The organism is Citrobacter sp. On2M (assembly GCF_018035235.1).
GTDB lineage: Bacteria > Pseudomonadota > Gammaproteobacteria > Enterobacterales > Enterobacteriaceae > Citrobacter > Citrobacter meridianamericanus.
In genome coordinates this window covers 759,818-771,964 of the sequence record NZ_WPCV01000002.1, presented here as the reverse complement: position 1 = coordinate 771,964, position 12,147 = coordinate 759,818, and the positions used below count along the sequence as shown (strand labels likewise).

Genomic DNA, 12,147 nt, shown 5'->3' with positions numbered 1-12,147 from the left:
ACCCGCATACGAGGGACATTACGTCCCTCATTAAAGTGACCAACAAAATAGCCTTTATTCTGGCATGCAGACATCGTTTTTCATTTTAAGTCTTGGCATGCTTTCTGGCGTGGTAAAAAATATTTCACCTGAAACTCAAATATATTTGAATGCAATATAGAATAATCAATTGGTTGGTAATTTTCATCAACTGCCTGCGTTTGAATTCTCAATATTGGATCTTTGGTACTGGTATGAAGAATACTGGCTATTTCCGCCGTTGGAAATACCGGAGAAAACGTTTCAAACGTGCCAATTATTTTAATATTACATTCTTTTTCTATATACGTAAATTTGGAATTCCTCATATGTGAAATGGTTAATTGCGGGAAGCGACTCACTGAAAGCCAGGTTTCCTCTAATTGCGCTGGTTTATTATCAATCACCCGCAGTCGTTTTATATAATATACTGATTCACTTTGCTCCATATTTAATTCTTTAGCAATACGTCCTGAGGCTACCTGTAGTTCAAACTTCATAATCTGGCTAACGACCTCTTTACCACTGTTATATGCAATCTCACTAAAACTGTTCATGTGATGTACATGTGCGACAAAAATCTTCTTCTTCACATAGGTACCGGAACCGTGCTTACGTTCAATTACCCCCTCACTCTCTAAGAGATTCAGCGCTTTTCGTAAGGTATTGCGTGAAACATTAAAACGCTGTGCCAATTCGACTTCTGACGGCAATAAATCACCCACATTATATAAATATCCATTAATGATATCTTTCAGCATTTTTGCAATATTCTGGAATACCACTTTAGCACCTCTTTGCATTCATAAAAAACAATTGGTTACGTTATATTAAAACGAAAAAATGGAAAGTTGTTCATTTTTTCTAATCAAACTGAACCTATTTATCGATATCGACTGTGACCAATGTAACAAAAAACACCCCAAGGATTAAATAATATTAAAACGTAGTCATTCAGATTTAATATAACAATTGAGGATTTATATGAAAAATATATTATTGGTTTGTGCCGCGGGAATGTCGACCAGCATGTTAGTAAAGAGAATGATTGAACATGCCATAACTATCAATGCTGATTTTAATATTAATGCTCTGGCTATTGGGGAAGCCAAAGGACGGATCAAAAACAATGAAGCCGATGTTGTCTTATTAGGTCCACAGGTTCGTTTTCAGAAATCTGAAATTGAAGAGGTTGCACAAGGAAAAATCCCTGTCGCGGTTATTGATATGAAAGATTACGGATCAATGAATGGCAAAGCAGTTCTGGAGTTTGCACTGAAACTTCTCAAGTAACCAACGCACTGCATAGTATATTCCTGCTCCTGAGAATAACCAACTCAGGAACCAAAAGACCTATCCAAAATAAATACCTAACAATTACAGGTGACCGTAATGGGATTAATGAATACCTTTGAGCGAGGGATGGAACGTTTTCTTGTTCCAATAGCAATAAAATTAAATTCACAAAAGCACGTTGCTGCTGTTAGAGATGGGTTTGTCTATACCTTTCCAATTATAATGGCAAGTTCATTAATTGTATTAATAAATTTTGCGATCTTATCACCCGATGGCTTTATCGCCGGACTGCTGCATCTTAGCAGCATATTCCCGAACCTGGAAAAGGCTCAAGCCATCTTTACCCCAGTAATGAATGGCTCCGTGAATATCATGTCCATCATGATTGCGTTTCTCGTCGCCAGAAACATGGCAATCAGCTACGAACAGGATGAGCTTCTGTGTGGATTAACAGCTATTGGCGCGTTTTTCATTGTTTATACTCCCTATCAGATGATCGATAACCAGGCATTTCTGACAACCAAATTTTTAGGTGCACAAGGCCTGTTTGTTGCAGTCATCGTGGCGTTATTGACCAGTGAAATTTTTTGTCGGATGGCAAGAAATCCCAAGATAACCATCACCATGCCAGCAGCGGTTCCACCTGCAGTTGCACGATCGTTCAAAGTGTTATTACCCATTTTCTTTGTGATGATCTTTTTTTCAGCACTGAATTTTTTACTCTCCCTTATCTCTCCCAATGGGCTCAACGATCTGATCTATACGTTAATTCAGGCTCCTCTCAAGCATATGGGGACGAACATCTTCGCTGTCATCGTTCTGGGCGCCGTCGGAAATTTTCTGTGGGTTCTCGGGATCCATGGCCCTAATACAACATCAGCTATTCGTGAAACGGTTTTTTCCGAAGCAAACCTGGAAAACCTTTCCTGGGCCGCCCAGCACGGCGCAACCTGGGATGCCCCCTACCCGGTAACCTGGACATCAATCAACGATGCATTTGCAAACTGCGGTGGCTCAGGTATGACCTTAGGGTTATTACTGGCGATCTTTATTGCTTCACGTCGCGCTGAATATAGAGATCTGGCCAAGATGTCTTTTATACCCGGTATTTTCAATATTAATGAACCGGTCATGTTTGGCTTACCTATTGTATTGAACCCAATAATGATGGTGCCTTTCATTCTGGTGCCGATTGTTAACTCGCTGATTGGCTATTTCTTTGTCACGATGAAAATCATTCCCCCGGTTGCCTATGCCGTGCCGTGGACCACCCCAGGCCCCCTCATCGCATTTCTTGGAACAGGTGGTAACTGGTTGGCTTTACTCGTGGGCTTGCTCTGCCTCGGCGTTGCAACATTGATCTATTTACCCTTCGTTATTGCTTCCAATAAAGTGAATGCTACCACAGCTGAATAACCATCAGATTATCAAATAAAAACCAGGAGTTATTTATGTTTGCCAATGAAGAAACAGTAATGGAATTATTGATTCATGCCGGACAAGCTCGTTCCGACGCAATGGAGTCGCTGAAGTATGCGCGTGAAAAAAATTGGGATGCTGTAACGCAATTGCTGAAAAGCTCAGAAGAAGCAAGCCTTCAGGCTCATAAAATACAAACGGCTTTAATCAGCCAGGATGAAGGCTGCGGAAAAATAAATGTCAATTTAATTCTCGTACACGCACAGGATCATTTGATGAATGCGATACTTTGCCAGGACTTAGTCAAAGAAATAATAGCATTAAGGAAAGAGCTTTTTTCCTGATTTACTTTCCTTCAGCAACCAGTTAGAGGAAGGTATTTTAGCTTATCAAGGATACTCTATATGCAATTAAATAAATACAAAACCAATATTTTATATGTATTGGTATGCCTCGCTTTATACCCTGCTAGCGCACTGGCAAATAAATTAACTATTGAACAAAGGCTGGAACTTCTTGAAACAGAGCTGACAGAAAACAAGAATGAACTGCAAAAAACAAAAGAAGAATTGGGGCATTACAAATCAAAGGTTGCATCTTTGCAGCACAGTATAATAGCAAATGGTTACCGCAAGGCAGCTATTTCTGAACCATCAAAATCATCCCCCGTCGCCGATAACATAGCGAATGAAAATGGCGAACTCACCCAATCCGCGGAGAATGCTACGGTTAAAGGTAGTCAGCAGATAGCCGTTATTGACAGCAACGGTGAACAGACCACCATTGAAAGCGTCACGCTTAAAGATATCAGCAAGTACATTAAGGATGATATCGGTTTTAGTTACCAGGGATATTTTCGCTCCGGATGGGGGACGGGTAATCACGGTTCGCCGGAAACTTATGCAGCCGGATCGTTGGGCCGTTTTGGTAACGAAATGAGCGGTTGGTTCGATCTGACATTAAATCAACGCGTTTATAATCAGGATGGTAAAACGGCTAATGCGATTGTCACCTACGATGGTAACGTTGGTGAACAATACAACGACGCATGGTTTGGCGACAGTGATAATGAAAATATCATGCAATTCAGTGATATTTATCTGACAACTCGTGGTTTTTTACCTTTTGCACCTGACGCTGATTTTTGGGTGGGCAAGCATAAATTACCTCAGTATGAAATTCAGATGCTTGACTGGAAAACATTAACTGCGGATGTCGCCGCTGGAGTGGGTATTGAAAATTGGGCATTAGGGCCAGGCATGCTCGATGTTTCCTTAAGCCGCGATGATGTTGATGTCTATTCCCGCGATTTTGAACATACCACTCAAATGAATACCAATTCTGTCGATCTGCGCTACAGGAATATACCTTTATGGAATAATGGAATGTTATCGCTGATGGCCAAATACTCTTCACCTAATAAAACCAATCAACAGGAAAACAATGAAAATGACGGTAGCTACTTTGAAATAAAAGATAGCTGGATGTTGACATCAATACTTCGTCAAAACATGGAGCGTGATGCGTTTAACGAATTTACTCTGCAAATTGCTAACAACTCTTATGCCAGTAGTTTCGCCAGTTTCTCCGATGCAAGCAATACTATGTCTCATGGTCGTTACTACTATGGCGATCATACCGACGGTATTGCCTGGCGTTTGATTTCCCAGGGAGAAATGTATCTCGGTGACAATATCATTATGGCCAATGCTTTGGTCTATTCTCATGGGGAAGATGTATACAGTTATGAAAGCGGCGCACACAGTGATTTCGATAGTATTCGTACGGTTATTCGTCCAGCATGGATCTGGAATACCTGGAATCAAACTGGCGTAGAATTAGGCTGGTTTAAACAACGTAATAAAACTCAACAAGGTATTACCCTTGATGAATCAGCATATAAAACGACCCTTTACCATGCCTTTAAAGTTGGAACCAGTATTTTAGGCTCAAGACCTGAAATTCGTTTCTATGGCACATATATTAATATTTTGGACAATGAACTCTCTAACTTTAATTTTGATGATAAAAGTAAAGATGAATTTATGGCCGGTGTGCAAGCCGAAGTCTGGTGGTAATAATTTAATTAAGGAGAAATATTATGTCTGGTTTTAAAAGTGATTTCCTTTGGGGGGGCGCCGTGGCCGCACATCAACTTGAAGGGGGCTGGAATGAAGGCGGAAAAGGAATCAGTATTGCCGATGTTATGACTGCAGGGGCATATGGCGTTCCACGCGAAGTGACCGCAGGGGTAATGGAGGGACGAAACTACCCAAACCATCAAGCTGTTGATTTTTATCATCGGTACAAAGATGATATTAAACTATTTGCTGAAATGGGATTCAAATGTTTTCGCACATCCATCGCCTGGTCCCGAATCTACCCTCTCGGTGACGAAATTGAACCGAATGAAGCTGGATTACAGTTCTATGATGATATGTTTGATGAATGCCTGAAATACAATATCGAACCGGTTATTACTTTGTCTCATTTCGAAATGCCATACCATCTTGTCACTGAATATGGTGGCTGGCGTAATCGTAAAATGATCGAATTTTTTACCCGCTTTGCCAAAACAGTTTTTACTCGCTATCGGTCCAAAGTAAAATACTGGATGACGTTTAACGAGATAAATAATCAGGTTAATTTTCATGAAAGCCTTTGTCCGTTTACTAATTCCGGGGTTCTTTATTCTGATGATGAGAATGAATACGTTCGTGAAAAAATAATGTATCAGGCCGTACATTATGAACTGGTTGCCAGCGCAATGGCCGTAGATGCCGGGCACATTATTAATCCTGATTTTAAAATTGGTTGTATGATTGCGATGTGCCCGATTTATCCTCTCACCTGTGCGCCAGCAGACATGATGATGTCCATTAAGGCAATGCATCGCCGTTACTGGTTCACCGATGTTCATGTGCGCGGCCATTACCCGCAACATATGGTTAATTATTTCGCCAAAAAAAATTTTTCCCTCGACATAACTGAGAGTGATCTTGAGATTCTGCAGCATGGTTGCGTAGATTATATTGGTTTCAGCTACTATATGTCTTTCGTCACCCAATCCACAGATGATAACCCAGATTTTAATTACGTTGAGCCGCACCATTTAGTTAAAAACCCTTATATTCAAACATCTGACTGGGGATGGCAAATCGATGCCCAAGGGCTACGATATTCACTTAACTGGTTCTGGGATCATTACCAGTTACCGATGTTTATTGTAGAAAATGGTTTTGGCGCAATTGACACACTGAAAAATGACAAAACCGTAGACGATCAGTATCGTATTGATTATCTCACGGCACACGTCAGTGAAATGAAAAAAGCCGTGGTTGATGATGGCGTCGATTTAATCGGCTATACGCCATGGGGATGCATTGATCTGGTTTCTGCTGGTACCGGAGAAATGAAGAAACGCTACGGAATGATTTATGTAGACAAAGATAATTCCGGCAGGGGTTCACTGGAGCGTTATCGTAAAAACTCTTTTTACTGGTATAAAGAAGTTATTGCTCATAACGGTAATAATCTTTAATTATTTCTGCCATATCAACACATCACCGCGTGATCCACAGCGTGGGCCAGGCATCTGGCCCATGCCAGTTATCGCAGCTTGGCTCCTGGGCATAACGCACCAGACGAAAACGCTGACCGTCGTAGCGCCAGCGAGTCTGGATCCCGCAATCTGCCATCCCTCGCCCTTTGGCGAGAGTTACCAGCTCCCGCGATTTCTCGTCAAACGTAGCGTTGGTCAGCTCCATATCGCGACTTTCTGCATCCGTTTTAAAAGGCAGACTTAGCCGTACCGCACGTGAAGTCAATGGCGTAGTACGTGAAACCACCCACGCCAGATCGATGGTGTTATACGCCCCGGCCTCACAGCCGATCATCATCAGCGCTTTATCATCCGTTAAGGCCGTCACGCGTATCTCGCGACGCAGCGGATCGATCGAGCAGCGAATACCGTTGATCCGCCAGTTACCGTAGTCCAACAGTTCACTGCGCTCTTGCTGCGTGAGAGGCGTTGGTGTTGGGTTAATGACAGCCACGCCTTTTAAAGCGGGAGCCGGTGGTACGCTGAGCGGTGGCTCGTCGCCTTTTTCGATCCATGCAGTTTCGTTACCGACCCGTTTTTGCTGGGCGTCGATAAACAGCAGCGCGGCTTTTAGCCCGACCAGTGACAAGGTTTGTGCGCCTTTTTGCAGGGTTATCGCCTTCGCGTCCTGGACGGTTTGTAAAAATGCGCTGATGGTGGCCGGATCATCGATCATCAGCTGCCAGGGGGTAATACGCCAGCGTTCGCCGCGAAGCGAGAGCGGTGCGCCATCCAACAGCAGACGTGGCGCAATATCGCTCTCTTTGATATTGGAAGACTCCAGTCCACCCAATTCAATACGCAACACAGCGTCGGTATGTGCCCCAGCGCTACGGCTTAAAGTCATGACCAGGCCGTGATGTTCTCCGGTATTGCGCGCCACGCAAAAGTTTTGGTTATTGCACGTTACCTGCCAGTCAGAAAACGCCTGTTGCGCAGGCGCTGCCCACAGCAAACTGACGGGTAACAACCCGAGCAGGAAAAGTAAAATAACGCGATAGCGCATGAACGGTACAACCCCGAAGTCAAAACACACAGCCTAAGCGGTATCTTCCTTGCGCGACTGATGTGGCTCAATAAGAATCGTCGGATTGGCCGAAAATTTGTAAAGAAATATAAATACCGGTATTAGTCCATGAGATGCGACGACTGCAAATAATTCAGTAATAGCACCGTTTTACCGTCACGGATCTCACCCGTTTTAATCATTTCCAGCGCCTGGGTAAACGGCAGCTCCAGAACCTCGATATCTTCATCCTCCACACCGCCGCCCGCGTTTGCCCGCTGGTTGTCGCTGTATTGGGCGATGAAAAAGTGGATTATCTCCGTCACGCCCCCCGGCGACATGTACAGTTCGAACAGCTTACGTACTTCACCTACTTCAAAGCCGGTCTCTTCAATGGCCTCTTTGCGAATGCACGCCTCCGGTTCGTCGTTATCCAGAAGCCCGGCGCAGGCTTCAATCAGGTGACCATCTTCGTTACCATTGACCCAGGTAGCAACGCGAAACTGGCGAATTAACACCACCGTTTTCTTCTCCGGGTTATACAGCAGGATAGTGGCACCGTTGCCGCGATCGTAAACCTCGCGTTTATGACGAATCACCTCACCGTTGCTACGGGTCAGATCATAGGTGATGTTGCGCAGGATGAAGTAGTTATCGGAAAGGACTTTGTCTTTGATGAGGGTGATTTTTTGCGACATACCGGCTCCACGACGAAAAGTGAGAAATAATACTACGCCGTGAAACCGGGTTTGTCTTGAGCTCAGGCTAGTGAGATTTGGCTGATTTTACGCCCAGCCAGTCAACGATCCCCTGTGCAGCATGTCGCCCTTCCGCCATCGCCGTCACCACCAGATCCGCACCGCGAACCGCATCGCCACCGGCAAAGATTTTCGGGTTACTGGTTTGATAACGGTATGCGCTTTCAACATCGGCGGCAATGCGCCCCCAGCTATCGACCTTAACACCATGCTTCTCAAGCCACGGCATACCGTGCGGATGAAAACCAAACGCCATAATCACCGCATCTGCGGGCATAACAAACTCACTCCCGGCGATGGGGACCGGGCGACGCCGCCCCTGTGCATCAGGCTCGCCAAGCTGGGTACGTAAGAAACGCACGCCGCTGACGCGACCGTCGGCATGCAATACCAGCTCCACCGGCTGGACGTTAAATTCAAAGTTTGCCCCCTCTTCCCGGGCATTCTTCACCTCTTTTTTCGAACCCGGCATGTTGGCTTCATCACGACGATAGGCGCAGGTCACCTGGCTTGCACCGTGGCGCAGCGCAGTACGTACACAGTCCATGGCCGTATCGCCTCCGCCGAGAACAACCACGTTCAACCCGGCGGTGTCGATAAACGGCTCTTCAGGCAACTCATCCAGCCCCATCACCTGTTTGGTGTTGGCAATCAGGAATGGCAGTGCGTCATACACGCCAGGCGCGTCTTCATTCGGCAGATCCGCCTTCATCGAGCGATAAGTCCCGACCCCCACAAACACGGCATCGTAATCCTCGAGTAACGTGGCCAGCGTAACGTCCTTGCCGACCTCACAATTCAGTTCGAAATGAATACCCATGGCGCTGAAGATTTCGCGGCGGCGCGTCAGCAGCGATTTGTCCAGTTTGAAGGCCGGAATACCGAACGTCAGCAAACCGCCGATTTCAGGGTGGCGATCGTACACGGTGGTGTTGATACCGCTGCGCGCCAGCACATCTGCGCAGGCCAGACCCGCAGGGCCCGCACCGATGATGGCAACACGCTTGTCCACTTTCTGCACGTGGCTTATGTCTGGTCGCCATCCTTTGCTCAACGCCCGATCGGAGATGTAACGCTCAATATTACCGATAGTCACCGCGCCATGCTCGTTACGTACGGTACAGGCGCCTTCACAGAGCCGATCCTGCGGGCACACGCGCCCTGTCACTTCCGGTAAGCAGTTGGTCTGGTGAGAAAGTTCAACCGCCGCGTCGATGTTCCCGGCTTTGACCAGCTCAATCCACTGCGGAATATGGTTATGCAACGGACAAGTCCATTCGCAAATACTGTGGTCGCCGCACTTCAGGCAGCGGGACGCTTCCCGCTCCGCCTGTACTGTGCGAAACGGCAGATAGATCTCTTCAAAACTTGTTTTACGCGCTTCAATCGGTAGTTTATCCGGTTCGCCACGCGCAGGCGTAGCCTGCATTTGCTCACGTTTGGTAATGACATGTGGAACAAAATCGGTAGCGCTGGCATGCCAGGGCTGGCTTTCCAGACTGGCGGTACGCAACCTGCGCGCTTTTGACAGACCGGTCAGCGAATTCTCCGTCACCAGCTGTAACGCCTGCGCCGGACAGTTTTCTACGCAGGCGGGTCCCTGTTCACGCTCCTGACACAAATCGCATTTGTGCGCGGTCGCTTTGACCTTTCCTTTAGCGACGGGCGTGAGTACGATCTGCATGGTGCCGAAAGGACAGGCCACAACGCACGATTTACAGCCAATACACTTTTGCGGGTTAACCTGGACGCTGTCATTTTCATGACTGATTGCCCCGTTCGGGCAACTTCGGGCGCAGGGCGCATCTTCACAGTGATGGCAGGTTACCGCACTGCGCTGCTTCTGATGCTTGATGACGGTAATTCGGGGCTGAAAATGCCGTTGGCTCAGGACATGCTGCTCGCCGTTGTGAGCCATGACGCAGGCGACCTCACAGGCATGGCATCCCAGGCACTGCTGGCTATTGACCATAACAAAACGATTCATGGCTTCCTTCTTTTTTGGTTGCAAAAACCTTATTCTTTATATGAGTGTTGTTATTAACCGACACGGAAGGAAGCGGCAATGTTCATTTGCCCAGGAAGCGCAACTATTTATCCAGAACCTGTGGCAGATCAATTTATTTCATCGCATATGAAATTGTGTTTCAGTTACTATTCAGTTTCATGGCGTTTTTATTAACATTTATCAAATACACCGCATCGTTCAGGCTGTTTTAAGGCGCGACGTGTATTGTGTGGGGATGCACAAGTGACGGTAAAGCGTCCGGTCTCGGCCAGTCTGGCTAAAGCTTTTTTCTACATCGTGTTGCTGTCAATTCTCTCAACGGGTATTGCGCTGCTCACGCTGACCAGCAGCTTACGGGATGCTGAAGCCATCAACGTTGCGGGCTCATTGCGCATGCAAAGTTACCGTCTGGGTTACGATCTGCAAAGCCAAAGCCCGCAGCTCAACGCTCACCGCCAGCTTTTCCAGCAGGCGTTAAACTCACCCGCATTACAAAATCTGAACGCATGGTATGTTCCGCAAGCGGTAAAAAGCCGCTATGGGCATCTGCACGCCAACTGGCTGGAAATGAACGCCCGTCTGATCGATGGCGATTTAAAATGGTACCAGGCCAATATCAATAGCTATGTCGATCAAATCGATCTCTTCGTGCTGGCGCTGCAGCATTATGCCGAACGCAAAGTGATGTTAGTTTTCGGTATTTCACTGGCAGGCGGAATCGGCATATTCACTCTCGTCTTCTTTACCTTGCGGCGCATTCGCCAGCAGGTGGTACGCCCACTCAATAAGCTGGTGATGGCCAGCCAGCACATTGAACACGGTCAGTTTGATATCCCGTCGCTGGATACCGGTTTGCCCAACGAACTGGGGTTGCTGGGCAAGACCTTTAGCCAGATGTCGAGTGAGTTACATAAGCTTTACCGCTCACTGGAAGCCTCCGTTGCGGAGAAAACGCACGATCTCCACGAAGCTAATCGTCGCCTGGAAGTGCTGTATCAGTGTTCTCAGGCGCTGAATACCAGCCAGATTGACGTGTACTGCTTCCGCCACATTTTACAGATTGTCCGTGAGCATGACGCCGCGTATTTCCTGGAACTGACCGTCGGCGATAACTGGCGTATCAGCGAAGGGACGAAAAGCCCCGATCTCCCGATGCAGATCCTGCCGGTCACGATGCAGGAGACCGTTTATGGTGAACTGCACTGGCAAAGCCCAAACGTGAATGCTTCCATCCCGCTGCTCAACAGCGTTTCCTCAATGCTGGGACGCGGGTTGTACTTCAATCAGGCGCAAAAACATTTTCAGCAGCTGTTGTTAATGGAGGAGCGGGCGACGATTGCGCGCGAGCTGCACGACTCGCTGGCGCAGGTGCTCTCTTATTTACGCATTCAGCTCACGTTGCTGAAGCGCTCGATCCCGGAAGATAACGCCCCGGCGCAAAGTATTATGGCCGATTTTTCTCAGGCGCTGAACGATGCCTATCGTCAGTTACGCGAACTGCTCACCACCTTCCGCCTGACCTTACAGCAGGCCGATCTGCCCTCAGCATTACATGAAATGCTGGAGACGCTGCAAAATCAGACCTCGGCTAAACTGACGCTCGATTGCCGACTACCTACGTTGGCGCTGGACGCGCAAATGCAGGTGCATCTGCTGCAGATCATCCGTGAAGCGGTGCTGAACGCGATTAAGCATGCCAGCGCCACCGAAATTGCCGTCAGTTGTGTCACCGCGCCGGATGGCAACCACACGGTTTATATACGCGATAACGGCATCGGCATAGGTGAACCGCACGAGCCTTCAGGACACTACGGGTTAAATATTATGCGTGAGCGGGCAGAAAGGCTGAGCGGCACGTTGACCTTCTCACAACCCTCTGGCGGGGGAACGCTGGTGAGCATCAGTTTTCGTTCGGCAGAATCCGACGGTGGACTAACGTAAAAAAACGAACAGCGTCGTCGGGCCTGACGGCGTTGGCACGAAAGGTACGCCGTAAACGGGCATGATAATTTACATTATCTTCTTTTTTTCTCCACGTTTG

General features: G+C 47.1%; 10 protein-coding genes. 6 read left to right on the top strand and 4 right to left on the bottom strand.

The window, feature by feature from the left end:
- Positions 1 to 80: 80 nt before the first annotated feature.
- Entirely contained in the window at positions 81 to 803 is a 723-nt protein-coding gene (locus On2M_RS05770) for a GntR family transcriptional regulator (RefSeq protein WP_151217627.1), read from the bottom strand.
- 199 nt (positions 804 to 1,002) lie between these two features.
- Here On2M_RS05770 and On2M_RS05765 point away from each other — a divergent pair, with 199 nt between their 5' ends.
- From On2M_RS05765 to On2M_RS05745, 5 genes are all read left to right on the top strand, one after another.
- Positions 1,003 to 1,311: a PTS sugar transporter subunit IIB gene (locus On2M_RS05765; protein ID WP_210904490.1), complete on the top strand. Its 309-nt coding sequence runs from the start codon at positions 1,003 to 1,005 to the stop codon at positions 1,309 to 1,311.
- A 99-nt stretch (positions 1,312 to 1,410) separates the two neighbouring features.
- The gene (locus On2M_RS05760; RefSeq protein ID WP_151217629.1) at positions 1,411 to 2,730 is read left to right on the top strand and encodes a PTS sugar transporter subunit IIC; all 1,320 of its coding nucleotides are present in this window, start codon (positions 1,411 to 1,413) and stop codon (positions 2,728 to 2,730) included.
- Positions 2,731 to 2,765: 35 nt separating this feature from the next.
- A complete protein-coding gene (locus tag On2M_RS05755; protein WP_192464952.1) occupies positions 2,766 to 3,077 on the top strand; it encodes a PTS lactose/cellobiose transporter subunit IIA in 312 nt (103 codons plus the stop codon).
- Between the two features lie 60 nt (positions 3,078 to 3,137).
- On the top strand, positions 3,138 to 4,811 hold the full coding sequence (locus tag On2M_RS05750; RefSeq protein WP_151217630.1) for a carbohydrate porin: 1,674 nt from the start codon (positions 3,138 to 3,140) through the stop codon (positions 4,809 to 4,811).
- Positions 4,812 to 4,834: 23 nt separating this feature from the next.
- Positions 4,835 to 6,274 (top strand): 6-phospho-beta-glucosidase, encoded by a 1,440-nt coding sequence (locus On2M_RS05745; RefSeq protein WP_210904489.1) that lies wholly within the window; start codon positions 4,835 to 4,837, stop codon positions 6,272 to 6,274.
- Positions 6,275 to 6,296: 22 nt separating this feature from the next.
- Here the strand turns inward: On2M_RS05745 and On2M_RS05740 are convergent, their stop codons facing one another.
- The 3 genes from On2M_RS05740 to aegA all read right to left on the bottom strand — a co-directional run bounded on the left by On2M_RS05740 (position 6,297) and on the right by aegA (position 10,085).
- Positions 6,297 to 7,340: a DUF1176 domain-containing protein gene (locus On2M_RS05740; RefSeq protein WP_210904488.1), complete on the bottom strand. Its 1,044-nt coding sequence runs from the start codon at positions 7,338 to 7,340 to the stop codon at positions 6,297 to 6,299.
- A gap of 122 nt (positions 7,341 to 7,462) precedes the next feature.
- Positions 7,463 to 8,038 (bottom strand): GDP-mannose pyrophosphatase NudK, encoded by a 576-nt coding sequence (gene nudK, locus On2M_RS05735; protein WP_151217632.1) that lies wholly within the window; start codon positions 8,036 to 8,038, stop codon positions 7,463 to 7,465.
- 67 nt (positions 8,039 to 8,105) lie between these two features.
- A complete protein-coding gene (aegA, locus tag On2M_RS05730; protein WP_187253538.1) occupies positions 8,106 to 10,085 on the bottom strand; it encodes a formate-dependent uric acid utilization protein AegA in 1,980 nt (659 codons plus the stop codon).
- Positions 10,086 to 10,349: 264 nt separating this feature from the next.
- Between aegA and narQ the strand changes: the two genes are divergently transcribed.
- A complete protein-coding gene (gene narQ, locus On2M_RS05725; protein ID WP_151217634.1) occupies positions 10,350 to 12,047 on the top strand; it encodes a nitrate/nitrite two-component system sensor histidine kinase NarQ in 1,698 nt (565 codons plus the stop codon).
- Positions 12,048 to 12,147 lie beyond the last annotated feature (100 nt).

Excerpts from the sequence above, each read along its gene's own strand:
- On2M_RS05750 (WP_151217630.1), top strand. The coding sequence starts at position 3,138 with ATGCAATTAAATAAATACAAAACCAATATTTTATATGTATTGGTATGC.
- On2M_RS05745 (WP_210904489.1), top strand. The coding sequence starts at position 4,835 with ATGTCTGGTTTTAAAAGTGATTTCCTTTGGGGGGGCGCCGTGGCCGCA.
- aegA (WP_187253538.1), bottom strand. The coding sequence starts at position 10,085 with ATGAATCGTTTTGTTATGGTCAATAGCCAGCAGTGCCTGGGATGCCAT.
- nudK (WP_151217632.1), bottom strand. The coding sequence starts at position 8,038 with ATGTCGCAAAAAATCACCCTCATCAAAGACAAAGTCCTTTCCGATAAC.
- On2M_RS05740 (WP_210904488.1), bottom strand. The coding sequence starts at position 7,340 with ATGCGCTATCGCGTTATTTTACTTTTCCTGCTCGGGTTGTTACCCGTC.
- On2M_RS05755 (WP_192464952.1), top strand. The coding sequence starts at position 2,766 with ATGTTTGCCAATGAAGAAACAGTAATGGAATTATTGATTCATGCCGGA.
- On2M_RS05765 (WP_210904490.1), top strand. The coding sequence starts at position 1,003 with ATGAAAAATATATTATTGGTTTGTGCCGCGGGAATGTCGACCAGCATG.
- On2M_RS05760 (WP_151217629.1), top strand. The coding sequence starts at position 1,411 with ATGGGATTAATGAATACCTTTGAGCGAGGGATGGAACGTTTTCTTGTT.